Source organism: Pseudonocardia sp. ZF1 (assembly GCF_056835605.1).
This window is the reverse complement of sequence record NZ_JAJNBY010000001.1, coordinates 2707918-2731181: the sequence shown is the minus strand read 5'-3', so window position 1 is coordinate 2731181 and position 23264 is coordinate 2707918. Positions and strand designations below refer to the sequence as shown.

Here is a 23264-nt window from a genome sequence, read left to right as displayed (position 1 = left end):
CCGGTGACCGACACCCGCCGGGCCACCCACCTGCGGCTGATCATGCACCCGGACGGCGGGATCGCCCGGTTCCGGGTGCTCGGCCGGGTGCTGCCCGACCCGCGGTTCCTCGAGGGCACCGTGGACCTGCTCGCGGCGGAGAACGGCGGACACGTCACCGGCTGCTCCGACGAGTTCTACTCCTCCCCCGGCAACCTGCTGCTGCCCGGGAAGGCGCGGCACATGGGCGAGGGCTGGGAGAACGCGCGGCGCCGCGACGGCGGCAACGACTGGGTCGAGTTCGCGCTCGCCGCGGGCGGGGTCCCGCGGCACGTGGAGGTCGACACGACCTGGTTCGTCGGGAACGCGCCGGGCTGGGTCTCGGTCAGCACCCGCGACGAGCGCACCGGCGGGTCGTGGACGGTGCTGCGCGACCGCGAGCGGGTGCAGCCCGACACCCGGCACCGGTTCCTGCTGCCGGGCGCCGCACCGGCCACCCACCTGCGTCTGGACGTGTTCCCCGACGGCGGGCTGTCCCGGCTGCGGTGCTGGGGCGAGCTCGACGAGGACGGCGCGGCCGCCGTGCGCCGCGCCCTCGACGCGGCGGGCTGACGGCCCCGGGGCCGGTCGGGGTCAGGTACCGGAGGAGACCGGCCTGCCACCCGCGCGGTCGTCGCCGGCCCGGCGCGGTCCGGGCACGGTCCCGGCACCACCGGCGGTGCCGGCACGGGCCGCGGTCAGCGTCCGGACGGCGACCTCGGCGGAGGGGAAGGCACTGCAGCGCTGCAGGACCTGGCGGGCGCGCAGCGGCAGCAGCTCCGCCCGGCCGCCGCACCCGGCCAGGTGCAGACGCACACCCTCGGCACGCGAGCGGGCGACGACCGCGCCGAGCCGCTCGGTGGCGGGCCCGTCGAAGGCGTTGACCCCGGAGAGGTCGACGACGACGTGTCCCGGGGTCCGCCCGCACCGCGCCTGCGCGTCGAGCATCCGCGCCAGCGCCTCCACTCCCGGACGGTCCAGCCGCCCGGACACCCGGATCAGCCGCACCCCCGGTCCAGCCGTCTCGACCGCGAGCCCGATCCCCGTCTGCCCCGCCACGTCCGCCTCCTCGCCGCGCCGGGCCCGCCCGGGCCCGGACACCCGCGGCCTTCCCGGAGCTCCGCGGTCTACACGCGCAGGGACGGCTTGATCGATACCGTCGCCCGGTTCGGGGAAACCGGACCAATCCGGCCGCACCGCGTGATATACATCACCTCGCGTGAGCAGCCGGACTCCCACCGGCACGCACCCGCCTCGTCGCAGGCCACGCACCCCGAGGACCCACCACCCGTCGCTGGGGAGCGGACGGGTGGTCACCCCGGCCGGGGCCGGCGGATTCGGGACCGCCGACCCCGGCCGACTCGGCCCCACCCACCACCGTCCGGGGCGGTCGCACGGCCCCGTCGGAGATCAGGCCGGGCGGTGCCCCGGCGCGGGCGCGGGCCTGCCGTGGGCACGCGGCGGGCGCGGCGCGACACCGGCCCGCTCGGCGGGGTGCAGCCGGTCCGCGCCGATCGCGGGCCGGACCGGCACCGGGCGCAGCCGGCCACGCGCCGCGGCCGTGAGCACCTCGACGACGGCCTCGAACGACGGGTACCGCCCGTCGGGCAGCGGGAGGAGCTGCTGGCGGACCACGCCGCTCGCACCCCACGCCTCGGCCTCGGCGAGGACCTGCCAGCGGTGGGCGGGCCAGCGCAGACCGGCCAGCACGCGTCCGAGGTTCTCGCGCAGCCGCTCCAGGTCGCCCGGCGACACCGGCAGCGGGTCGACCGGCGACAGCACGGTCCGGGCGGCCGGGACCGGGCGCAGCGCGCGTCCCGGCACGGGGGGTGCGCTCACGCGGCCCACCCCCTCTCCAGCTCGGGCTGCTGCGCCCCGCTGCACGCCGGGTCTCCGTCGAGGTGCCGGTAGGAGAAGGCGGGCCTCTCCAGCGGGGCCGCGGGGTCGGAGTGCCGGAAGATCCGACAGACCGAGCCGTCCGCGACCGACGACCAGCATCGTTCGCAGATGCGGAGCCGGGGAGTGTTCTGCTGCACGATCCACCGCCTGGGGCGATTCCGGGACCCTGCCCGCCCGCCCCGTTCCGATCGACGTCCGCAGGTCGGCAAGGTCATCTGCACCGAGTGTGGTGTACGACATATCGACCCGCCACTCCTGGGCGTGTACTGACGTCGGCTCCGCGGGGCCGACGTTTGCCGCACGGGGCGTCCGGGAACTGTTCACTCCCCCTCCGCGCGGTAGCGCTGCTCCAGCTCACGGACCTCCCCGATCCCGGCGAGCTCGGCGAACGCGTCGAGGCCGCCGAGCCGGCCGATCAGCGACGCCGGGGTGCCCTCGGCCCGCAGCCGCTCCAGCAGCTCCCGCATCCCGGCCGTCGCCGCGAGCAGGGTGCCCACGGGGAACAGGACCAGGGCGAACCCGAGCTCGGCGAGCCGGTCGCGCGACAGCGGCGGGGTGCGGCCGCCCTCGGCCCAGTTGAACACCAGCCGGTGCCCGGCCAGCGCGGTCGCGACGGTCTCGATGTCGCGCTCGGACGTCGGCGCCTCCACGAACAGCAGGTCGGCGCCGGCGTCGGCGAACCGGCGGGCCCGGTCGATCGCCGCGTCCAGCCCGTCGACGGCGGCGGCATCGGTCCGCGCGATCACCAGCAGGTCCGGGTCGGTGCGGGCGTCGACGGCGGCCCGCACCTTCGCGGCCATCTCCGCGGCGGGCACCACCTGCTTGCCCGCGAGGTGCCCGCACCGCTTGGGCATGACCTGGTCCTCCAGGTGCAGCGCGGCGACCCCGGCCCGCTCGTAGTCGCGGACGGTGCGGATGACGTTGAGCGGGTTGCCGTAGCCGGTGTCCGCGTCGGCGATCAGCGGCAGGTCGACGGCGTCGGCCAGCCTGCCCGCGTGCGCGGCCATCTCCGCACCCCCGAGCAGGCCGACGTCGGGCCGCCCGAGGAGCCCGGCCGTCGTCCCGAACCCGGTCATGTAGACGACGTCGAACCCGGCCTGCTCGACCAGCCGCGCGGACAGCGCGTCGTAGGCGCCGGGGGCGAGCACCGGGGTGCCGGCGTCGAGCAGGGCACGCAGGCGCGCCCGGCGGTTCCCTGGTCGGCTGAGGAGGTCGGCCACGGCGGGGTCCCTTCGTCGAGCTGAATTGTGTACACGCCTCGCCCACTCTGCACGTCATCCGGACGTAGCAACAGGTGGAGCCTTGTGCGTGACCGGCGACACTCGTAGGTTGCATACAGCCCGACGCCGGAGGTGGCGATGGTCGACACGACTCCCCGGCGCGCCTCCGAGCGCGCCCAGGCTGCGCTGCGCGAGGAGATCCTCACCGGCGCGCTGGCCGCGGGCGCCCACCTGGGCGAGGTCGAGCTCGCCGACCGCCTCGGGGTGTCGCGCACCCCGGTCCGCGAGGCGCTGTCCCGGCTCGCCGCGGAGGGGCTGGTCGAGCTGCACCCGCACCGCGGTGCGCGGGTCGCCACGTTCTCCGAAGCCGACCTCGACGACATCTTCGGGGTCCGCACCGCGCTGGAGCCGCGGGCCACCGCGCTGGCCGCCGCCCGCGCGACCGCCGCCGACCTCGACGAGCTCGACGACCTCGCCGGCCGCATGCTCGCCGTCGGCGGCCCCGGCCCCGGGCAGGACCTCGACGCCCTGGTCGCCCTGAACCGGCGGTTCCACGCCCGGCTGCTCGAGATCGCCGACACCCCCGCGCTCGCCTCCGCGCTGGCCGGCGTCGTGCACGCACCGGTCGTGCTGCGCACCTTCCACACCTACGACGCGGCGTCGCTGGCCCGCAGCCTCGCCCACCACGCCGAGATCGTCGCCGCACTGCGCGCCGGCGACGGCGGCTGGGCCTCCGCGGTGATGGTCAGCCACATCGCCAACGCCCGCGCCATGATGACCGGGGACCGCCGGTGACCGGGGCCGGGGCGGGACCGCACGGTGCGCCGTTCTCGGGCCGGGTCGGCTGGGGCGCGGCACCGGCCGTCGTCGTGGTGGACCTCGTGGCCGCCTACACCGAGCCGGACGGGCCCTTCTTCCTCGGGGACACCGCGACCGCGGAGCGCGTCACCGGCGGCTGCGACGCCGTGGTCGCCGCGGCCCGCGCGGGCGGGCACCCGGTCGTCTGGACCGTCGTGCGCTACGCCGCCGACCTCGCCGACGCCGGGTTCTTCGCCGCGAAGGTCCCCGCCCTGTCCTGCTTCGCCGAGGGCGCCCCCGGGGACTGGGGCCGGCTCGTCCTCGACCCGGCGCCGGGCGAGGCGCTGCTGGCCAAGCAGCACGCGTCCGCCTTCGCCGGGACCTCGCTCGCCGCGACGCTGCGGGCCCGCGGGGTCGACACCGTCGTCACGGGGGTGTCGACGTCGGGCTGCGTCCGCGCCACCGCCACCGACGCGCTCGCCGCCGGGTTCCGCCCGGTCGTCGTCGCCGACGCCTGCGCCGACCGCGACGCCGGCGTCCACGCCCGCAACCTCGCCGACCTCGACGCCAAGTACGCCGACGTCGCCGACCTGCCCAGCACCGTCACACAGCTGTCCACCCCGGAGGTCTGAGTGCACTACGGCGTCTTCATCCCGAACGCGACCAACGGCTACATCCTGTCCCCCGGCAGCCCGCAGTACCGGCCGAGCTTCGCCCACAACGTGGCGATCACCCAGGAGGCCGAGCGCCAGGGCCTCGACTTCGTGCTCTCGATGATGAAGCACCGCGGGGCGGGCGGGCCGAGCGACTTCTGGGGCGAGTGCCTGGAGTCGTTCACCCTGTTCGGCGGGCTCGCCGCGGTGACCGAGCGGATCGGGCTCTACCCGTCGGTGACCACGCTGGCCACCCACCCGATCATGGCCGCCCGGATGGTCGCGACGATCGACGAGATCTCCGGCGGACGCTGCGGGCTCAACATCGTGACCGGCTGGAACAAGCCCGAGTACACGCAGATGGGGCTGTGGCCCGGCGACGAGTACTTCGAACGCCGCTACGCCTACGCCGCCGAGTACGTCCGGGCGCTGCGCGCGCTGTGGAGCGAGGGGACCGCGACCTTCTCCGGCGAGTTCTTCTCCTTCGACGACGCCGACATGCGCCCCAAGCCGCTGCACACCCCGACGATCGTCTGCGCGGGCCAGTCGCCGGCGGGCCAGGCGTTCACCGCCGAGCACGGCGACCGGAACTTCATCATGGCCGAGCGCTCGAAGGTCGGGGACATCGCCGCCGGGGTGCGCCGGCTCGGCGACGAGGCGGGCCGCGACGTCGGCACCTACGCGCTGTACTGCATCATCGCCGAGGAGACCGACGACGAGGCCGACCGGCTGTGCGCGCACATCGTCGAGAACGCCGACCTCGAGGCCATCAGCTACATGACCACCGGGGCGTCGCTGGACACCAACCCGGACGGCACCTCGGCCCAGCTGCTGGCGTCGCTGGAGCGCCCCGCCTCGGAGGGGAACATGGCGTTCCTGTCACTGCCGGTGGTGAAGGGCTCCTACGAGCGGGTCGCGGCCCAGCTCGACGAGATCGCCGCGACCACCGGCATCGACGGGGCGCTGCTCACCTGGCCCGACTTCGTCGACGGCGTCACCAAGTTCGGCGAGCGCGTGAAGCCGCTGCTGCGGGAGGCCGCCCAGCCCGCCACGGCCTGAGGAGTCCCCACTCACGGTGCGTGAGGGGGGTTGTCCCCACTGCCCGTTCTGGTGCGAGCCGGAACCATCGGGGGGTGTGACCGACACCCGGCCCGCGCCGCGCTCCGACTTCTCCGACCGGCTCCGGCATCCCGTTCCGCACCTGTTCGTCTACGCGTTCGCGATCGTCCCGGCGATCGCGGTCGTCGCCGCGGTCCCGCTCGCGTGGGGCTGGGGTCTGACCTGGCTCGACGCCGGCCTCGCACTCGGCCTCTACGTCGTGTCCATGCTGGGGGTGACCGTCGGTTTCCACCGCTACTTCACCCACGGGTCGTTCACCGCGAACCGGCCCCTGAGGATCGCGCTCGCCGTCGCGGGCAGCCTCGCCGTCCAGGGGCCGGTCCGGCACTGGGTGGCCGACCACCGCCGTCACCACGCCTACGCCGACGCCGAGGGCGACCCGCACTCGCCGTGGCGCTACGGCACCTCCCCCGCCGCGCTGGTCCGCGGCTTCTGGCACGCCCACATGGGCTGGATCTTCGACCGGTCGCTGACCGACCAGCGCCGCTTCGCCCCGGACCTGCTCGCCGACCCCGACATCGACCGGGTCCACCGCGGCTTCACCGTCCTGACGATCCTGTCCGTGTTCGGGCCCGGCGTCGTCGGCGGCCTGGTGACCTGGTCCTGGTGGGGCGCGTTCACCGCGTTCTTCTGGGCCGGGCTGGTCCGGGTCGCGGTGTCGCACCACGTCGCGTGGTCGACCAACTCGATCTGCCACCTCGTCGGTGAGCGGCCGTACCGGGCCCGGGACCGCTCCACCAACGTCTGGCTGCTCGCCGTCCCGAGCATGGGCGAGTCCTGGCACAACCTGCACCACGCCGACCCCACCTCGGCCCGGCACGGCGTCGGCCGTGGCGAGATCGACATCTCGGCCGGGACGATCCGGCTGTTCGAGAAGCTCGGGTGGGCGTGGAACGTCCGCTGGCCGACCGAGAAGCGGCTGGCGAAGCTGGCCGCCCGGCCGGACGAGCCCGCCGCCGCCTGAGCCCGGCCCCGGGGGGTCCCGCTCAGCGGGGTCCCGGGACGGCGGGCACGACGTGCACGGCACCCCGGGACCGCACGCGGCACCGGTCGCCGGGGTGCGGCACCCGGTCCGTCCCGGCCCGCACCCGCAGCAGGGTGCCCCGGTCCGGGACCCGTCCGTCGAGCAGCACGGTGACCAGCACGGCGTCGCCGACGAAGTCGACGGTGCCGACCCGGGCGGGCGCGCCGGGACCGTCGGCGCCGGCCAGCTCCAGCTCCTCGGGGCGCAGCACCGCCACCAGCGGTGCCGCCGGTACGTCCACGGTGCGGCAGGGTGCGGCGCCCAGCGCGGTCGTGACCGTGCCGTCCGCCACCCGGGCGGGCAGCAGCACCGCGTCGCCGACGAACCCGGCGACCCGGGCCGAGGCGGGGGCGGCGTAGAGCTCGCGCGGCGGTGCGGTCTGTTCCAGGCGGCCGTCGTGCAGGACGGCGACGCGGTCGCTGACCGCCAGCGCCTCCCGCCGGTCGTGGGTGATGAGCACCCCGGTGGCGTCCGCGGCCCGCAGCGCCGCGACGACCTCCCCACGGACCTGCTCGCGCAGCCCGGCGTCGAGCGCGGAGAACGGCTCGTCGAGCAGCACCACCCGGGGGTCCGGCGCGAGTGCTCGGGCCAGGGCGACCCGGCGGCGCTCCCCGCCGGACAGGGCGTGTGGCAGCCGGTCGGCCTCGGCGGTCAGGCCGACCAGCGCCAGCAGCTCCGCGACGCGCCCGCGCGCGGCGGCGGCCGGGCGCCGGCCGGGCCCGCGACGCAGCCCGAACCCGACGTTGCCGGCCACGGTCAGGTGCGCGAACAGTGCCCCCTCCTGCGGGACGAGCCCGACCCGGCGCCGCTCCGGCGCGACGGCGGTGACGTCGTCGCCGTCGAGGTGCACCGTCCCGGCCGAGGGCCGGTGCAGCCCGGCGACCACCCGCAGCAGCGTCGTCTTCCCGCTGCCCGACGCGCCGAGCACCGACACCAGTTCACCCGGCGCGACGTCGAGGTCGATCCCGTGCAGCACCGGGTCCCGGCCGTAGCCCGCCCGCACCCCGCGCACCGACAACCCGGTCCTCATCGTCCTCCTCCCGGCCCGCCCGCGGTGGCCCGGACCAGCAGCGCCGCGGGGACGCACGCCAGCAGCAGCAGCGCCAGCGCCGCCGGGGCGGCGGCGCCGTAGGCCCCGAGCGAGGTCTGCGACCACAACCGGGTGGCCAGGGTGTCGATCCCGGTCGGGCGCAGCATGAGCGTCGCCGGGAGCTCCTTCATCGCCGTCACCGCCACGAGCAGCCCGCCGGCGGCCACCCCGGTCGCGGCCTGCGGCGCCGTCACCGACCACCAGGTCGACCACGGCGTCCGGCCGAGGGTGCGGGCGACCTCCTCGGCCTCGACCGGCACCCGCTCGACCGCCGTGCGGGTCGCGCCGAGCGCCTTGGGCAGGAACAGGATCGCGTACCCGAACACCAGCACCGCCGCGGTCTGGTAGAGCGCCGGGACCAGCGCGAGGGACAGGAACACCAGGGCCAGCCCGACGACCACCCCGGGCAGCCCCTGCCCGAGGTAGGCCACCGACTCGGTCGTGGCGACCGCGCGGGACCGGTACCGGGCCGCGAGCACCCCGACCGGCAGCGCCATCGCCACCGCCAGCAGCGCGGCCGCGCCGGACAGCAGCAGCGTCCACCCGGCGGCGACGGCCAGCCGCGGCAGGTCGGCGTCCACCCCGCCGGCGGCGACGACCCGGCCGACCAGCACCGTGGGCGGCCCGACCAGCGTCACCGCCGCGACCGCGCCCAGACCGGCGACGACCGCGGCGCCGGCGGCCGGGCGCAGCCGCACCGGTGCGGCCGCGGTCGGCGCGGTGCCCGCCCTGGCCCCGGTGAAGCGGCGCCGGGCGGCCCGCTCGGCCGCGACCAGGCCGAGCGTCGCGGCGGCCAGGACCAGCGCGGTCACCGCCGCGCCGGTCCGGTCGACGGTCCCCTCGTAGGCGGCCTGCACCGCCCAGGTGAACGACTCGTAGCGCAGCAGCGCGGGCGCCCCGAAGTCGGCGAGGGTGTACAGCGCCGCGAGCAGCGTCCCGGCCAGCGCGGCGGGCAGCGCCTGCGGGAGCGTGACCCGGCAGAACGCGCTCACCGGGCCGAGGCCGAGGGTGCGGGCGGCGTCCTCCGGCCCGGTGTCGGCGGCGCGCAGGGCGGCGGCCGCGGGCAGCGTCACGTACGGCGTGCAGGCCAGCACCAGCACGACGGCCAGCGGGCCGAGACCGCGGGCCTCGGGCCGGACCGCGAGCACCGCGAACGCGAGCAGGTAGGACGGCACGGCCAGCGGCAGCGCGGCCAGCACCCACCACAGCCCGGGTCGGGGCAGCCGCACGCGGACCAGCACCGTCGCGGTGGCGAGGCCCAGCAGCAGGCAGCCGGCGCCGACGACGGCGACCAGCACCGCCGAGTTCAGCGCCAGGGTGAGCGTCCGTTCGCGCGCGAGCAGCGCGGCGACCCGCCCGGGGTCGGCACCCGCGACCCGGACGACGAGCCACACCAGGGGCAGCGCGGCGCACGCGGCGACGACCACCGCCGCGCCCAGCAGGGCACGGGGTGGTCGTCGCCGGCGCCGCACCGGGGCCGGCGGGCCGGCCGGCGCGGTACGGGGCGGGGACCGGCGCAGCAGCACGGTCAGAGCAGCCCGACCTGTGTCATGAGCTGCGTCGTGCCGTCGAGGTCCTCCAGGTCGGCCAGGTCGAGCCGCGGCGCCCGCAGGTCGGCCAGCGCGGGCATCCCCGCGGGCCCGGCGACGCCCGCCACCAGCGGGTACTCGCCGGTCTCGCGGGCGAAGTACTCCTGGGCCTGCGGCGACACCAGGAACCGGAGCAGCTCCCGGGCCTCGGTGGACTCCGCGGCCCCGGCGAGGACCCCGGCGCCGGTGACGTTCACCAGCGCGCTCGCGGTGCCGGGCGCGCCGAACTTCAGCGCGGTGTTCGCGGGCGGGGTCTCGGCGGCGGCCACGTAGTAGTGGTTGATGAGCCCGACGTCGACGACGCCGCTGTCCACCGCCTCCAGGATCGCGGTGTTGCGTGGGAAGACCTGCACCTCGTTGGCGCGCAGTCCCTCCAGGAACGCGCGGGCGGCGTCGTCGCCCTCCTGGACGCGCAGCGCGGTGACGAAGGCCTGGAACGAGGCGTTGGTCGGGGCGATGCCGACCCGGCCGCGCCAGCGCGGGTCGGTGAGCTCGGTGACGTCGGCGGGGACCTCGGCCTCGGGCACCCGGGTGTTGTAGGCCGCGACCCGGACCCGGCCGGTCAGCCCGGTCCAGGTGCCGTCGGTGGCGGTGTAGGGCGCGGTGACCGCGCCGCGCACCTCCTCGGGCAGCGGCGCGAAGGCGCCCGCCCCGGCCAGCGCGCCCAGCGCGCCGGCGTCCTGGGAGAGGAACACCTGGGCGGGGGTCGCGGCGCCCTCCTCGGCGAGCTGCGCGGCGAGCTCGGTGGTCGAGCCGTAGCGGGTGTCGACGGTGATCCCCGACTGCTGCTGGAACTGCGCCAGCAGCGGGCCGACCAGGTCCTCCTCCCGCCCCGAGTACAGGGTCAGGGTGCGCGGCCCGTCGCCCGCCGCCGGGGCCGGGTCGGCCGGGGCACCGCCGCAGCCGGCCACGAGCAGGGCGGCGGCCAGGACGGCGCCGGTGAGCACGCCGCGCCGGGTCGGTCGAGTCGTCGATGGGGTCACGTGGTCCTCCGGGGTGCATGGGGGATCCGCCCGGTTCGCCGGGTCGGTCCCTTTTCGAGCGAGGGGAGGCTAACCTCTGGCGAGGACGTCCTGATCTCCCGAGAATTGAGGGGGTGCGCGCAGGTGCTGCGGGTGCTGCTGGTCGACGACCACCGGTCGTACACCGACCTGCTCGCGCTCGGCCTCGCCGTCCACGGTGACGCGGAGGTCGTCGGCGTCGCGCACGACGCGGCGGCCGCCCGGGCCGCCCTGGCCGGCGGGGACCCCCGGCGGGCGCCGCAGGTCGTGGTCCTCGACGTGCGTCTGCCCGGGGGCGGCCTGACCCTGCTCGGCGACGTCCACGCCGCCGGGGCCCGCGCCCTGGTGCTCACCGCGCACCCGCGGCCCGGTCCGGCCCGCGAGGCCCTCGAGGCGGGCGCGGCCGGGTTCCTGGGCAAGCAGACCCCGCTGGCGGGGATCGTCGCCGCCGTGCGGACGGTCGCCGCGGGCGGCACCGCGCACCCGTCCGCCGCGGAGTCCGAAGCGACCGGGGCGACCCTGCCGCGGCTGACCCCACGCGAGCTCGACGTGCTGCGCGGGCTGGCCGGGGGCCGCGACGTCACCCGGATCGCCGCGGCGCACCGGCTGTCGCCGCACACCGTGCGCGACCACGTCCGCGCGCTGCTCGGCAAGCTCGGCGCCCGCTCGCAGCTGGAGGCCGTCGTCGCCGCCGAGCGGCTCGGGCTCGTCGCCCTGGACCCCGGGGGCGAGCCGGTCCCCCGGGCCGCCGGGCAGCCCGTGCCGTGAGCGCACCCGGTACCGCGGGCCCGGACGTCGTCGCCGGTCCGGACCGGCGGCTGCTGGCCCGCACCCTGGCGCGGCACGCGGTCGTCACCGCCGCCGCGGTCGCGCTGGTGTGCGCGCTGGTCGCCGCCGGGGTCTGGTGGCTGGCCCACGCCGAGGCCGAGCGGCGCGCCGAGGAGGTGTCGCGACGGGTGGAGACGGCCGTCGTCGTCGGCCTGGCCGACCGCGACCTCGCCACCGCCGGGCCCGCCGGGCGCGAACGGCTGCTGGCGGACCTCGCGCCGTTCCGGGCGACCGGGATGGTCAGCCGGGTCAAGGTGTGGCTGGTCGAGGGCCCGGTGGCGCGGCTGGTGTTCTCCGACGAGGCCCGCATCGAGGGTCTGACCCGCCGGTTCGATCCCGTCCTCGCCGCCCGGCTCGACGGCGGCGCCGCGGTGGTGCTCCCCGTCCCCGACGACGGCGAGCACCGCTACGAGCACGGCGACGGGCTCCGCGAGGTCTTCCTCGGCTTCACCGACGGTGCCGGGCGCCCGGCCCGGCTGGAGGTCTACGTCCCGGTCGACGTCGACGGGGCCACCGCGCACGCCGTGGGGCTGCTGCTGCCACCCGCGGTGGCCGGGATGCTGCTCGTCGCGGCGGCGGTCCTGCCGCTGTCGGTGGCGCTGGCGCGGCGGCGCGAGCGCGAGCGGACCGAGCGCCGCGACGCCGCCCTGTACGGGCTGGCCGCCGGCGAGCTCGCCCGCCGCGACCTGGCCCGCCGCCTGCACGACGACGTGCTGCCGACCCTGGCCGGCGCCGGGCTGATGCTCGACCTCGCCCCGGCCCGGCCCGAGCTGCTGGACCGGGCCCGGGCCACGGTCGGCGACGGCGTCGTCCGGATCCGGTCGGTGCTCGACGCCCTGCACCCGGCCGACGTCGACGCCGCCGGTCTGCCCGCCGCGCTGGCCGCGCTCGCCGCCGGCGGCGACCCGCCCGCGGCAGTCGTCACGACCGGGGACCCCGCCGGGACCCTCGACGACCGCGGCGCGGTCCTGCTGCACCGCGTCGCCTCGGAGCTGCTGCGCAACGCCCGCGCGCACGCCCGTGCCCGCACCGTCGAGGTCGGCCTGCACGTCGCGGCCGGCCGGGCCCGGCTCACCGTGACCGACGACGGCACCGGCTTCGACCCCGGCCGCGGCCCGGAACCCGGCCACATCGGGCTGCTGCTCGTCCGCCGCGCGGTGGCCGACGCCGGCGGGACTTTGGAGGTCCGCAGCGCGCCGGACCGGGGCAGCACCGTCACCGTCGTGCTCCCCCGCCGCGGCTGAGCCGGCCGCCGCGCCGCATCGGTGCACGGTGTGCGCCGACGCACGTTCGGCAAAGTTGCACAGCCTGCATCTTTGGGCCAGACTCGTTGCGTGCCGTCAACTACCCGCCCCGTGCGCACCCCCGAGGAGGCCGCGGCCCACCGCCGCGACGTACTGCTCCCCCTGACCGGCCTGCTGATGGCGCTGTTCGTCGGCGTGCTGTCCAGCACGATCGTGTCGAACGCGCTGCCCCGGATCCTGGGCGACCTCGGCGGGACCCAGGCCGAGTACACGTGGGTGGTCTCGGCGTCACTGCTGGCGATGACGGCCTCGACCCCGATCTGGGGCAAGCTCGCCGACCTCTACTCCAAGAAGCTGCTGGTCCAGGCCGCGATCGGGATCTTCCTGATCGGCTCGCTGCTCTGCGGGCTGGCGGTCTCCACCGGGCAGCTCATCGGCTTCCGGGTGCTGCAGGGCCTCGGCATGGGCGGGCTGCAGGCGCTGACCCAGGTCGTGATCGCGGCGATCATCACCCCGCGCGAGCGCGGCCGCTACATGGGCTACCTCTCGGGGATCATGTCGATCGCCGTCGTCGGAGGTCCGCTGCTCGGCGGCATCATCGTCGACTCGCCGCTGGGCTGGCGCTGGTGCTTCTTCGTCGGCGTCCCGCTGGCCGCGCTCTCACTGCTCGTGCTGCAGCGCACCCTGAACGTGCCCACCCCCGTCCGCGCCGACGGCGAGCGCCCCAGCATCGACTACCTGGGCGCCACCCTCATCGCCGCCGCGGTGTCGGCGCTGCTGCTGTGGACCTCGCTGGCCGGCAAGCAGTTCGGCTGGGCCTCGCCGACCTCGTTCGGCCTGATCGGCGCCGGCCTGGTGCTGCTGGTGGGCGCGATCGTCGTCGAGCGACGGGCCAAGGACCCGGTCGTGCCGCCGTTCCTGTTCCGCGACCGCACCGTCGTGCTCGCCACCGTCGCGAGCCTGTTCGTCGGCGTCGCGATGTTCGGCTCCACCATCTTCCTGTCCCAGTACTTCCAGCTCGCCCGGGGCGCCAGCGCCACCGAGGCCGGGCTGCTCACCCTGCCCATGATCGTCGGCATGTTCGGCGCGTCGAACGTGGCCGGCCAGCTGATCACCCGCACCGGCGTCTGGAAGCGCTACCTCGTCGGCGGCGCGGTCTCGCTGACCGCGGGCCTGGCGCTCGGGGCGGCGGTCATCTCCTCGACCACGCCGTACTGGCTGGTCGCGGTCGCGATGGCACTGGTCGGCATCGGCGTCGGCACCACGCAGCAGAACCTCGTGCTCGCCGTGCAGAACACCGTCGCGCTGCGGCACATGGGCGCCGCGAGCTCCACGGTGACGTTCTTCCGCTCGCTCGGCGGCTCGGCCGGAGTCGCGGGGCTGGGCGCGCTGCTCGCCTCCGTGGTCGGGTCCCGGACCGCGGCCGGACTGGCCGACGCCGGCGTCGACGGCGGGGCGGCCGTCGGCGGCGGGCAGGTGCCGCACCTGGCCGAGCTGCCCGAGCCGGTGCGCTCGATCGTCATGGAGTCCTACGGCCACGCCACCTCGATGATCTTCCTGGTGGCCGCGCCGCTGGCCTTCCTGGCCCTGCTGGCGATCCTGGCCCTGCGCGAGGTCCCGCTGCGCGACACCCTCGACATCGCCAAGCCCGCCGACCCCGCGGCCGGTGCCCCGGCCACCACCCCGGCCCCGCCGACCGGTCCGGTGCTGCACGGGTTCGTGCGGGCCGACGGCGCCCCGGCGGGCGGCGCCGTGCTGACCGTCCTCGACGGCACCGGCGACGAGCTCGGCCGCACCCGCGCCGACGCCGACGGGCACTACCGCATCTGCGTCGCCACCGGCATCGTGTCCACCGTGTACCGCTGGGAGGGCCGTCCGGCCGCGCGCCGGGTGACCGTCGGCGCGGACGGGCTCCGACTCGACGTCGACCTGCCGGCCGGCACACCCGCCGACGGCACCACACGCACCGCCGACGGGCATCCGGGCCGGCACGAGCTCGTCTCGGTCATCGAGGCGCCCGAGCGCGAGCGGACGGGGGCCGACCGTGGCTGAGCAGGCCGCCCCCGGGCGTCGCGAGCGCAAGAAGGCCGCCACCCGGGCCGCGCTCGCCGGCGCCGCACTGCGGCTGTGCAGCACGCACGGCCCGGACGCGGTGACCGTCGAGCAGATCGCCGACGCCGCCGACGTCGCGCCCCGCACCTTCTTCAACTACTTCACCTCGAAGGAGGAGGCGGTCGTCGCGGGCTACGCGTCGTCGGCGGACACCCTGCTGACCGCGTTCGCCGCCCGCCCCGACGACGAGCCGGTCACCGAGTCGCTGCGGCACGCGCTGCGCGCCGTGGTCACCGACCCCGGCTACCTCGACCGGGTGCAGGCACTGCGGGCGCTGCGGGGGCACCCGGCGATCGTCGCGCACCAGATGGCCGCGTTCGCCGCCCAGGAGCGGGCGCTGGCCGACGCCGTCGTCGCCCGGACCGGGTCCGACCCGGCCCGCGACCTCTACCCGACCCTGGCCGCGGCCGCCGCGGTGACCGGGCTGCGCGTCGCGGTGCAGCACTGGCTGGGCGACCACGGCACGGACCCGCGCTCGCCGTCGCTGACCCAGCTGGTGGACGAGGCCATGGCCGTGTTCGACGCCGGCCTGCGCGCCCTGGCGGGGGCCCCGGCCTGACCCGGCGGGCGGCCGGGAGAGGATCACCGGCGTGCCCGTCACCACCGTCCTGGACCGCCCGGCCCCGGCACCGCTGGAGCTGACCCTGCACCCGGCGCCCGACCCCGGTGCGCCCGTGCTTCTGGTCGTGCCCGCGATGGGGATGCGGGCGTCGTTCTACACCCCGCTGCTGGGGGCGCTGGCCGACGCCGGCGTCGCCGCCGCGGTCACCGAGCTGCGCGGGCACCAGGCCCGCCCCGCTCCCCCGCCCGGGCGCCGCCACGACTTCGGCTACGACGACCTCGTCGGCGACCTCGCCGCCGCCGTCGAGGCGGTGCACTCCGGGCGGCCCGGCGCGCCGGTGTTCGTCGTCGGGCACAGCCTCGGCGGGCACCTCGCCACCGCGTACGCCGCACGGCACCCCGACCGCGTCGACGGTGTCGCCCTCGTCGGGTCGGGCAGCGTCGACTGGCGGGTCTGGGGGCCGGCCCACCTGCTGCGGACCCAGGCCGTCGTGGCCGCGGCGATGCTGATCGGGCACTTCCCGGGCGACCGGGTCGGCTTCGCCGGGCGGGAGGCCCGCGGGCAGATGCGCGACTGGGGCCGGTGGGCCCGCACCGGGCGGCTCGCGTTCGGCACGCCGCGGGTCGACCACACCCCGTCGATCGCCGCGGTGCACCTGCCGGTCCTCGGGATCGGGTTCGAGCGCGACGGGCTCGCCCCGCCCGCTCGGTCGACGCGCTGCTGGGCATGTTCGGCGCGGCCACGGTGACCCGCCACCGGCTCGACGTGCCCGCGGCACGCCCGCACTTCGGGTGGGCCCGCGAGCCGGCCGCACTCGACGTCGTCGTGCCGCTGCTGACCGGCTGGGCCCGCGACGCCGCCGGGGCGTGACCCCGGCGGCGTCGGCGTGCGGGCGCTGCGGCTCAGACCCCGGTGTTCACCGACTCGTGCCACGGGATGACCAGGCGTTTCGCGGTGGTCACCATCAGGTAGAGCAGTGACCCCAGCACCGCGAGCAGCACGATCACCGCGAACAGACGGGGCGCGTCGAGGGCGTTGAGGCTCGACACCACCAGGTAGCCGAGCCCGGCACTGCCGCCGAGGTACTCGCCGACGATCGCGCCGATCACCGAGAACACGATCGCGACCTCGGCGCCGGCGAACACGTAGGGCAGGGTCGCGGGCAGCTCCAGGTTCCGGAACGTCGCCCAGCGCGAGGCGCCCAGCCCGGTCATGACGTCGCGGTGCCCGCGCTCGACCGAGCGCACCCCGAGCATCACGTTGAGCATGATCGGGAAGAACGCGAGCAGCCCGGCCATGATGATCTTCGAGGTGGGGCCGAAGCCGAACCAGATCACGAAGATGGGCACGAACGCCACCTTGGGCACCACCTGCAGCGCGACCAGGGCGGGCTGCACCGCGCGGCGCAGCCACTCGATCCGCCCGAGCAGTGCGCCGACGCAGACACCGGCGACGAGCGCGGCGCCGAACCCGACGAGGACCTCGAGCAGCGTCACGCCGATGTGGCCCCAGATCGCCGGGTCGGCCAGCAGCTCCCCCAGCGCGCCGACGACGGCGGCCGGTGCGGGCAGGATGAACTCCGAGACCCCGACCACCGAGACGGTGAACTGCCAGGCCCCCACGAGCAGCAGCAGGAGCACCGGCCCGGAGATCCACGGCAGGCGCCGCAGCCAGGGCGACTCCTTCTCGGGGCCGCCGGGGTCGGTCACGGGGGTGGCCGGGTCGGTCGCCGGAGCGGGCCGTTCGGTCGTGGTCATCGGTTCAGTCCTCCCGGTCCAGCTCGGTGCGCAGCCCGGCGACCAGCGCGCCGAACTCCGGTGTCGTCTCGGTCGCCGCGGACCGCGGCCGGGGCAGGTCGATCGTGGTGATCGACCGGATGCGTCCCGGGCGCGGGGTCAGCAGCACGACCCGGTCGGCCAGGAACACCGCCTCGGGGATCGAGTGGGTCACGAACACGACGGTGGCGCCGGAGACCGCGTGGATCTGCTGCAGCTCCAGGTTCATCCGGTCGCGGGTCAGGGCGTCCAGCGCACCGAACGGCTCGTCCATCAGCAGCACCGACGGGTCGCAGGCCAGGGCACGGGCGATCGCGGCCCGCTGGCGCATGCCGCCGGACAGCTCCCGCGGGTAGGAGTCCTCGAACCCGCCGAGCCCGACCGTGGCGCACAGCTCGGCGGCCCGGGCGCGACGCTCGGCACGCGGCACCCCCCGCAGCTTCAGCGGCAGCGCGACGTTGTCGGTGATCGTGAACCACGGGAACAGGTTCGCCTCCTGGAACACCAGGCCGAACTCGGCGAAGACCGCGTCGTCACGACGGCCGGCGGCCCATGCGGGCCGTCCGCCCGCCTCGACCAGCCCCGCGGACGGGGCGAGCAGGCCGGACAGGATCCGCAGGAGCGTCGTCTTGCCGCAGCCCGAGCGCCCGACCAGCGAGACGAACTCGCCGCGGGCGACGTCCAGGTCGATCCCGGACAGTGCGCGCACCACCCCACGCCGGGTCGGGTACACCTTGTCCACACCGGAGACCCGCAGGCCGACCGCGCCCCCGGTCGGGGCCGCGTGCACCCCGGAACGGGTCGCGGTCGCCTGGGTCGCTGTCTCCTGGGTCATGCTCGTCTCCTGCTCCGCTGCCGGGGACCGTCGTGTCGTCGGGGTGCTCATCGGGCACCCTCCGTGCCGTTCAGGCCGGCGTCGAGCCACTGCGACGGGTCCAGGCCGGCGGGGACCTGACCGACCGAGGACACCTCGTCGTAGGTGGCCTGCCAGCGCTGCGGGGAGATGCCGGTCGGGCCCTGGCCCGCCGCGTAGCCGTCGACGTAGGCGGCGAGCGCGGCGCGGGCGACCTCGGGCCGGTCCAGCGCCGAGACCTGGTACTTCGAGCCGATCAGCCGCAGCGTCTCGGCGAAGCCGCCTCCCTCGTCGGCGGTGATGAACGCGGTGGCGTCGGCGATCGCCGCGAGGTAGCGGCGCAGCTTGTCCTGCTCCTGCGGGTCGGTGGCGGTGGCCTTCGAGGTGGCGTAGATCTGCGACCCGGCGGAGATGGCGTCGTTGGGGTCGTAGACGACGGCCTCGGGGCGGGTGGCCTGCAGCAGCATCGCGGTGTCGAGCGAGACGATGAACGCGTCGACGCGGCCGGTGTTCACCAGGTCGAACACGCCGGGGCTGAGCCCGACGACCTGGCGGCGCAGCTCGGCGGGGGCGATCCCGGCCGACCCGGCGACGAGGTCGAGGGTGATCGAGCTGGTGCCGCCCTCCGACGGCGTCCCGACCAGCTTGCCGCGCAGCTGCGCGGCGTCGGTGACCGGCGCCCGCTGCGAGGAGACCAGACGCAGCGGCCCGTTGTGCACCACGCCGCCGATCGCGACCAGCGGTGCGCCGCGCTCGCCCGCGGCGACCATCGTCTCGATGTCGCCGATCCGGGAGATCTCCGCGGACCCGGCGAGCAGGGTCTGGATGGCCGGCGCCGAGCCCTGGGTGGCCTCGAAGGTCACGTCGAGACCGTGGGCGGCGAAGAAGCCCTTGGTGTCGGCGATCATCTCGGCGGCGTAGCCGAGCGACTCCATAGGCAGGATGTTGAGGAAGGTGATCCGGTCGCGGCCGTCCTCACCGCCGCCCGCGCCGCATCCGGCGAGGACGAGGCAGGCGGCGAGCAGGACCGCGGCGAGCCGGGTCGTCGTGCGGGTCATCGGGGGACCTCCGGAGCGTGCTGGGTCGACGCGAGGGACGGCGTAGGTGGGGCGACGGTGTCCGTGCCGCGGTACCACGCGGTGGCGTTGCCGTGGCGGACCGCGGCCCGGGCGGCGGGGTCGAGGGCGGCGAGGAGACGGGCCACCCCGTCGCCGTGGCGGTGCGGGTGGTCACCCGCGTAGAGCAGGAGCCCGGCGGCGCCCAGAACGTCCAGGGCGTCGTGCAGCTCGCCGGGGTCGCGCGGCAGGTGGACCGGCGCGGTGGTGAACCGGACCTGCTCGCGGACGTACTCCGACGGCATCCGGTCCACCCACGGCACCTCGCGGCGGATGCCGCGCCACTCCTTGTCCAGGCGCCACAGCAGCGGCGGCAGCCAGGACGAGCCGCACTCGGCGACGGTCACCCGCAGATCCGGCAGCGCGCCGAGGGCGCCCTCGGCGACCAGCGACACCAGCTGGGACTGGGCGACCTGCCCGTGGGACAGGTAGTCCTGCAGGTAGGTGTGGGTGAACCCGGTCGTGGTCGGGGCACTGCCGACCCGGCCCCAGGCGTGCAGGGTGACGACCAGCCCGGCCGCGGCGGCTGCGGCGAGGACCGGCCGGAACACCGGGTGCCCCCACCGCAGGTCGTGCCCGCGCACCGGGAGCAGCACCTGCACGAAGCGCGGGTCGTCCGCCCGGCGCTCGATCTCGGCGACGGCCGCGGCCGGGTCGCCGAGCGGCACCGCGACCGAGCCGCGGGCGCGGGGCTCGTGGTCGAGGAACCGCTGCGCGGTCCAGGTGTTCACCGCCCGGCACAGGGCGGCCTCGAAGGCGTGGTTGCGGCTGACGTCGAACGCGGTGGTGCAGGTCAGGACCGCCGTACCGACCCGGCCGCCCCCGGGTGCGGGCGCGTCGAGGACCGCGGCTCGCAGGGCCGCGACGTCGTGCGGGGCGGGCCCGTCGACCATCGCGGGCGGGTAGGCGCCGGCCTGGACGGGGTCGGCGCGCAGGGCGGCGCCCGCCGCGTAGTCACGCCAGTACGGGCGGAGCAGTTCCGCGATGTCGGCGAATGACGCCGGCGCGACGTGGGTGTCGGCGTCGAAGAACTCCTCGGGCGGGTCGGCGCTCATGCCTCGCTCCCGGGCAGGGGCAGGCCGTAGAGGCGGGCGGCGTTGGCGGCCGCCATCGGCCGGCGCAGTGCTGCGGGCAGCACCCGCAACGCGGTGATCGGGTCGTCGAAGTCCCAGTGCGGGTAGTCGGAGGAGAACAGGATCCGGTCGGTCATCCCGGTCTGCTCCCAGGTCGTCGCCAGGTGTGCGGGCACCGGCGGCTCGTCGATCGGCTGGGTGGTGAACCACACCCGCTCGCGCACGACCTCCGACGGCGGGCGGGTCAGCCACGGGACGTCGTCGCGGCACAGCTCCCAGGCGTCGTCGAGCCCCCAGAGCAGCGACGGCAGCCAGGACACCCCGCCCTCGACGAGCACGAACTGCAGGTCCGGCACCGCCTCGAGGACACCGCCGGCGACCAGCCCGGTCAGCGCGACGGCGACGGCGTTGCCGTACCACGCGTGCTGCTCCAGGTAGAACGACGGCCAGCCGTCCCCGCGGTGGCCCTCGGTGCCGCCGAGGTGGATCGCCACCGGCAGCCCGTGCGCGGCGGCCGCGGCGTAGATCGGCCGGTACTTGGCGTCCGACCACGGCAGGAACGTGCCGCTGGGGAACAGGACCTGCACGAACCGCGGGTCCGCGGCGCGGCGCTCGATCTCGGCGACGGCCTCCGCCGGCGACTCGTGCGGGATGCAGATGCTGGCCCGCAGCCGCGGCTCGGGGTCGAGCCAGTCGGTGACCAGCACGTCGTTGTACGCGCGGCACAGCGCAGCCGCGAACGCGGGCTCCTCGGCGCCCGCGGTGTGGCCCTGCATCGGGATGAGCACCCCGGCGACGACGTCGTAGGGGTCGAGCAGCTGGCTGCGCATCAGGTCCAGGTCGCTGCCCGGGGGCCGGACGGCGCTGCCGGGCGGGCCCGCCTCGGGATGGGAGTCGCGGCGCATGCCGCCGTGCCGGACCCGGGGGTAGACCGCGGGCGGCGGCGCGCCGCGCAGCCCGAAGCGCACGAACCGGCGCCGCCAGGGCTCGGGCAGCGCGGCCGCGAGCCGGTCGGCGGTGACGACCGGGTGGATGTCGGCGTCGACGATCGGGGTCCGGGCGCGACGCCGGGCGGGGGCCCGGCCGGTGACGGGTGCGGTGCTGGTCATGACGCCTCCTCGGTGGTGGGACGGCGGCCGGTGTCGACGACCACCCAGCGGTCCTCGACGGTCACCTCGAAGGTCTCGGCGGTGTACGGACCGGGTGTCATGCCCGGCGGGCCCGGCTCGACCGACGCCGGGAGGCTGCGGGCGGGCGCGTCGCCGGGCTGGTAGGAGAGGCCGGTGCGCACGTCGTACTCCCAGCCGTGCCAGGGGCAGGCGACGAGCACGTGGCCCTCGTCGAGCCGCACGTCCGAGGGACCGGTCGCCACCGGGGCCCCGGCGACGGAGCCGCGGCACAGCGGGCCGCCCTGGTGCGGGCAGTGGTCGGCGAGGGCGTAGTAGTCGTCGCCGACCCGGAAGACGCCGATCGAGCGGGTGCCGACCCGCACCACGCGGTGCTCGCCGGGGGCGAGCTCGTCGGCGGGCAGCACGGCGAGCCTCACGTCCCCTCCCCCGCCCCGGCCAGCAGCTCGACCGTGCCCGCGGTGGCGTCGAGCCGGATGCGGTCGCCGGTGCGCAGCACCTGCACCGGGTCGGCGTCGAGGTCGGCCAGGGCGGGGACGCGGGTGACGACGGCGCCGAGCGCGGCCTTCGTCGTGGTGACCGTGAAGACCATCCCGAGCGGGGCGGTGCCGAGCAGCCGGGTGCTCTGGAAGAACGCCGACCAGCCCGAGGACCCCTTGGCGCCGGGGAACACGAGGATCTTCCCGGTGAAGCAGACGCCCTGCAGGGCGTGCCGGGCCTCGACGATCGTGCCGGTCGCCGGGTCGATGCCGCCCCAGCCGGAGATGGTCTCGGGCGACACCAGCGCCTCGCCGGTGACCACGCCGGGCACCACGGTCCGTCCGCGCAGGACGGTCCCGACCGTCGCGGTCATCGCAGCTCACCCGACCAGCGGCCGGTGACCGCGGCCTGCACGCAGTCCTCGGTGGTGCCGAACCACGCCTCGATCCCGAGGATCGCCGGCAGGTAGTGGGCCTGCTTGGCGGAGTCGGTGGCGAACACCCGGGTCCCGGGCGGGGCCAGGCGGGACATCGCCGGGCAGGAGTCGGTGAGGACCTTCGCGCCGGCGGCCTCGATGGTGGCGGTGTAGCCGCTGCGCTCGGCCACCGCGGCCAGCGCCCGCGGCGCCATGATCCACAGCGAGGTGCCGTCGTGCAGCCTGCGGCCGTCGAGGAGCCGGGCGACGTCGCGGATCTGGTCGAGCGAGGCGTGCGGGCAGCCGAGCAGGACGAAGTCGACCTGCGTGCTCGTGCCCTGGTCGTTGAGCCGGGCGTAGGTGGCGGCCCGCTCGGCGGCGCCGTAGACGACCGCGTCGGCCGGGACACCGCCGCCGAACGCTGCGTCGACGGTCGGGGCCTCGGGGGTGACGCCGGGGACGTGGTACATCTCGACCCCGCCGGAGGAGGCGGCCGCGGCGCCGAAGTGCTTGAGGTCGGTGAGGTCGGGCAGGGCGAGGTCACCGGTGACGACCGGGCGGGCCTCCTGCACGACGTCACCGGTGAAGTAGCCGAGCAGGCCCCAGTCGAGGAACCCGCCGACCGGGGTGTCGACCCGGACCAGGTGGGTGCCGCGCCGGTGTTCGTCGTGGTGGTTGCCCCAGCACGGGACGCGCCCGGTGAGGCCGGCCGCGCCGGTCGACGCGGTGCCCTCGCAGTTCGTGCGGGCGCCGAGCACCGAGTTGGCGTAGACCACCGCGGAGGACTCCATCCAGGCGCAGTGCTCGCCGCGGACCGGGAGGTTCCCGACCTGGTACGGCGTGCACGTGGCGAGGATGGAGACGCCGCGCCGGCCGTAGAAGGTCTCCGCGTCGGCCTGCAGCTCCACGAACTGCGCCGGGTACGGCGCGACGGCCGCCGCGTCGGCGCCGAAGCCCTGCTGGAGCTGGCAGGTGGGCACCGCCATCGGCGGGATCTCGTGGGTCTCGTCGCTGTCGAGGTTGATCACCGAGAAGGCGCGGTCCCAGCCGCCCTCGGCGACGAGGCGGGCCTTGAGCGGGGAGGGCTGGGTGGCGGTCCCGGCCACGTTGCGGACCGAGCAGAGCCGCTCGGCGTCCAGTGCCTCGGCGTAGCGGGTGAGCAGGTCCATCGCGGCGGCGACGGCGGGCCCCTCGGCCCCGTCGAGCATCCTGCGGTCGTCGTCGGTGAGTATCACGGGGCGCCTCCGGGCATCGTTGCCTGTCTCCTCG

At 76.3% G+C, this 23264-nt stretch carries 26 protein-coding genes; 11 read left to right on the top strand and 15 right to left on the bottom strand.

Annotated features, from left to right (window positions below; genetic code table 11):
* The first annotated feature begins 3 nt into the window (after positions 1–3).
* Positions 4–591 (top strand): hypothetical protein, encoded by a 588-nt coding sequence (locus tag ZF1_RS13340; protein ID WP_482637400.1) that lies wholly within the window; start codon positions 4–6, stop codon positions 589–591.
* A 21-nt stretch (positions 592–612) separates the two neighbouring features.
* On the opposite strand, the gene ZF1_RS13335 is transcribed toward ZF1_RS13340, so the two are convergent.
* From ZF1_RS13335 to ZF1_RS13320, 4 genes are all read right to left on the bottom strand, one after another.
* The gene (locus tag ZF1_RS13335) at positions 613–1077 is read right to left on the bottom strand and encodes a sodium-independent anion transporter (protein WP_482637399.1); all 465 of its coding nucleotides are present in this window, start codon (positions 1075–1077) and stop codon (positions 613–615) included.
* A gap of 351 nt (positions 1078–1428) precedes the next feature.
* Positions 1429–1857, bottom strand: coding sequence for a DUF2795 domain-containing protein (locus tag ZF1_RS13330; RefSeq protein ID WP_482637398.1), 429 nt, complete (start codon positions 1855–1857; stop codon positions 1429–1431).
* Positions 1854–2054 carry a hypothetical protein gene (locus ZF1_RS13325; RefSeq protein WP_405417318.1) on the bottom strand — a complete coding sequence of 67 codons (201 nt, stop codon included), beginning with the start codon at positions 2052–2054 and terminating at the stop codon, positions 1854–1856. Before ZF1_RS13325 ends, ZF1_RS13330 begins: the two co-directional genes overlap by 4 nt.
* A 183-nt stretch (positions 2055–2237) precedes the next feature.
* Positions 2238–3137, bottom strand: a complete 900-nt coding sequence (locus ZF1_RS13320) for an isocitrate lyase/PEP mutase family protein (RefSeq protein ID WP_405417320.1) — start codon at positions 3135–3137, stop codon at positions 2238–2240.
* Positions 3138–3275: 138 nt separating this feature from the next.
* Between ZF1_RS13320 and ZF1_RS13315 the strand changes: the two genes are divergently transcribed.
* The 4 genes from ZF1_RS13315 (at position 3276) to ZF1_RS13300 (ending at position 6671) form a co-directional block, all read left to right on the top strand.
* Entirely contained in the window at positions 3276–3932 is a 657-nt protein-coding gene (locus ZF1_RS13315; protein WP_476654632.1) for a GntR family transcriptional regulator, read from the top strand.
* On the top strand, positions 3929–4567 hold the full coding sequence (locus tag ZF1_RS13310; protein WP_482637397.1) for an isochorismatase family protein: 639 nt from the start codon (positions 3929–3931) through the stop codon (positions 4565–4567). Before ZF1_RS13315 ends, ZF1_RS13310 begins: the two co-directional genes overlap by 4 nt.
* Positions 4568–5647 (top strand): LLM class flavin-dependent oxidoreductase, encoded by a 1080-nt coding sequence (locus tag ZF1_RS13305; protein ID WP_482637396.1) that lies wholly within the window; start codon positions 4568–4570, stop codon positions 5645–5647.
* Between the two features lie 76 nt (positions 5648–5723).
* Positions 5724–6671 carry an acyl-CoA desaturase gene (locus ZF1_RS13300; protein ID WP_405417324.1) on the top strand — a complete coding sequence of 316 codons (948 nt, stop codon included), beginning with the start codon at positions 5724–5726 and terminating at the stop codon, positions 6669–6671.
* Between the two features lie 22 nt (positions 6672–6693).
* Here the strand turns inward: ZF1_RS13300 and ZF1_RS13295 are convergent, their stop codons facing one another.
* From ZF1_RS13295 to ZF1_RS13285, 3 genes are read right to left on the bottom strand one after another with little or no spacing between them, the layout of a single operon-like run.
* Positions 6694–7761 carry an ABC transporter ATP-binding protein gene (locus ZF1_RS13295; protein ID WP_482637395.1) on the bottom strand — a complete coding sequence of 356 codons (1068 nt, stop codon included), beginning with the start codon at positions 7759–7761 and terminating at the stop codon, positions 6694–6696.
* The gene (locus tag ZF1_RS13290) at positions 7758–9347 is read right to left on the bottom strand and encodes an ABC transporter permease (RefSeq protein ID WP_482637394.1); all 1590 of its coding nucleotides are present in this window, start codon (positions 9345–9347) and stop codon (positions 7758–7760) included. The genes ZF1_RS13295 and ZF1_RS13290 overlap by 4 nt, the downstream gene beginning before the upstream one ends.
* 2 nt (positions 9348–9349) lie before the next feature.
* The gene (locus ZF1_RS13285; RefSeq protein ID WP_405417329.1) at positions 9350–10393 is read right to left on the bottom strand and encodes an extracellular solute-binding protein; all 1044 of its coding nucleotides are present in this window, start codon (positions 10391–10393) and stop codon (positions 9350–9352) included.
* A gap of 123 nt (positions 10394–10516) precedes the next feature.
* On the opposite strand from ZF1_RS13285, the gene ZF1_RS13280 reads away from it, so the two are divergent.
* The 6 genes from ZF1_RS13280 (at position 10517) to ZF1_RS13255 (ending at position 16027) form a co-directional block, all read left to right on the top strand.
* Entirely contained in the window at positions 10517–11179 is a 663-nt protein-coding gene (locus ZF1_RS13280; protein WP_476654623.1) for a LuxR C-terminal-related transcriptional regulator, read from the top strand.
* The gene (locus ZF1_RS13275) at positions 11176–12483 is read left to right on the top strand and encodes a sensor histidine kinase (RefSeq protein WP_482637393.1); all 1308 of its coding nucleotides are present in this window, start codon (positions 11176–11178) and stop codon (positions 12481–12483) included. The genes ZF1_RS13280 and ZF1_RS13275 overlap by 4 nt, the downstream gene beginning before the upstream one ends.
* Before the next feature lie 111 nt (positions 12484–12594).
* Positions 12595–14535: an MFS transporter gene (locus ZF1_RS13270; protein ID WP_405417336.1), complete on the top strand. Its 1941-nt coding sequence runs from the start codon at positions 12595–12597 to the stop codon at positions 14533–14535.
* Positions 14528–15154, top strand: coding sequence for a TetR/AcrR family transcriptional regulator (locus tag ZF1_RS13265; RefSeq protein ID WP_405417338.1), 627 nt, complete (start codon positions 14528–14530; stop codon positions 15152–15154). Before ZF1_RS13270 ends, ZF1_RS13265 begins: the two co-directional genes overlap by 8 nt.
* Before the next feature lie 31 nt (positions 15155–15185).
* Positions 15186–15905, top strand: coding sequence for an alpha/beta fold hydrolase (locus ZF1_RS13260; RefSeq protein WP_482637392.1), 720 nt, complete (start codon positions 15186–15188; stop codon positions 15903–15905).
* Entirely contained in the window at positions 15884–16027 is a 144-nt protein-coding gene (locus ZF1_RS13255) for a hypothetical protein (protein ID WP_482637391.1), read from the top strand. The genes ZF1_RS13260 and ZF1_RS13255 overlap by 22 nt, the downstream gene beginning before the upstream one ends.
* 32 nt (positions 16028–16059) lie before the next feature.
* Here the strand turns inward: ZF1_RS13255 and ZF1_RS13250 are convergent, their stop codons facing one another.
* From ZF1_RS13250 to ZF1_RS13215, 8 genes are read right to left on the bottom strand one after another with little or no spacing between them, the layout of a single operon-like run.
* Positions 16060–16914 carry an ABC transporter permease gene (locus ZF1_RS13250; RefSeq protein WP_083474056.1) on the bottom strand — a complete coding sequence of 285 codons (855 nt, stop codon included), beginning with the start codon at positions 16912–16914 and terminating at the stop codon, positions 16060–16062.
* Positions 16915–16918: 4 nt separating this feature from the next.
* On the bottom strand, positions 16919–17767 hold the full coding sequence (locus ZF1_RS13245) for an ABC transporter ATP-binding protein (RefSeq protein WP_482637390.1): 849 nt from the start codon (positions 17765–17767) through the stop codon (positions 16919–16921).
* Between the two features lie 47 nt (positions 17768–17814).
* On the bottom strand, positions 17815–18843 hold the full coding sequence (locus ZF1_RS13240; protein ID WP_224402633.1) for an ABC transporter substrate-binding protein: 1029 nt from the start codon (positions 18841–18843) through the stop codon (positions 17815–17817).
* Entirely contained in the window at positions 18840–19955 is a 1116-nt protein-coding gene (locus tag ZF1_RS13235) for an amidohydrolase family protein (RefSeq protein ID WP_482637389.1), read from the bottom strand. The genes ZF1_RS13240 and ZF1_RS13235 overlap by 4 nt, the downstream gene beginning before the upstream one ends.
* Positions 19952–21082: an amidohydrolase family protein gene (locus tag ZF1_RS13230; protein WP_482637388.1), complete on the bottom strand. Its 1131-nt coding sequence runs from the start codon at positions 21080–21082 to the stop codon at positions 19952–19954. Before ZF1_RS13230 ends, ZF1_RS13235 begins: the two co-directional genes overlap by 4 nt.
* A complete protein-coding gene (locus ZF1_RS13225; RefSeq protein ID WP_062394627.1) occupies positions 21079–21519 on the bottom strand; it encodes a Rieske (2Fe-2S) protein in 441 nt (146 codons plus the stop codon). The genes ZF1_RS13230 and ZF1_RS13225 overlap by 4 nt, the downstream gene beginning before the upstream one ends.
* Entirely contained in the window at positions 21516–21953 is a 438-nt protein-coding gene (locus ZF1_RS13220; protein ID WP_482637387.1) for an aconitase X swivel domain-containing protein, read from the bottom strand. The genes ZF1_RS13225 and ZF1_RS13220 overlap by 4 nt, the downstream gene beginning before the upstream one ends.
* Entirely contained in the window at positions 21950–23230 is a 1281-nt protein-coding gene (locus ZF1_RS13215) for an aconitase X (RefSeq protein ID WP_482637386.1), read from the bottom strand. Before ZF1_RS13215 ends, ZF1_RS13220 begins: the two co-directional genes overlap by 4 nt.
* Positions 23231–23264 lie beyond the last annotated feature (34 nt).

Bases quoted from the DNA above. Each gene is read 5' to 3' on its own strand.
- ZF1_RS13315 (WP_476654632.1), top strand. From the start codon at position 3,276: ATGGTCGACACGACTCCCCGGCGCGCCTCCGAGCGCGCCCAGGCTGCG.
- ZF1_RS13295 (WP_482637395.1), bottom strand. From the start codon at position 7,761: ATGAGGACCGGGTTGTCGGTGCGCGGGGTGCGGGCGGGCTACGGCCGG.
- ZF1_RS13255 (WP_482637391.1), top strand. From the start codon at position 15,884: ATGTTCGGCGCGGCCACGGTGACCCGCCACCGGCTCGACGTGCCCGCG.
- ZF1_RS13250 (WP_083474056.1), bottom strand. From the start codon at position 16,914: ATGACCACGACCGAACGGCCCGCTCCGGCGACCGACCCGGCCACCCCC.
- ZF1_RS13245 (WP_482637390.1), bottom strand. From the start codon at position 17,767: ATGACCCAGGAGACAGCGACCCAGGCGACCGCGACCCGTTCCGGGGTG.
- ZF1_RS13240 (WP_224402633.1), bottom strand. From the start codon at position 18,843: ATGACCCGCACGACGACCCGGCTCGCCGCGGTCCTGCTCGCCGCCTGC.
- ZF1_RS13235 (WP_482637389.1), bottom strand. From the start codon at position 19,955: ATGAGCGCCGACCCGCCCGAGGAGTTCTTCGACGCCGACACCCACGTC.
- ZF1_RS13230 (WP_482637388.1), bottom strand. From the start codon at position 21,082: ATGACCAGCACCGCACCCGTCACCGGCCGGGCCCCCGCCCGGCGTCGC.
- ZF1_RS13220 (WP_482637387.1), bottom strand. From the start codon at position 21,953: ATGACCGCGACGGTCGGGACCGTCCTGCGCGGACGGACCGTGGTGCCC.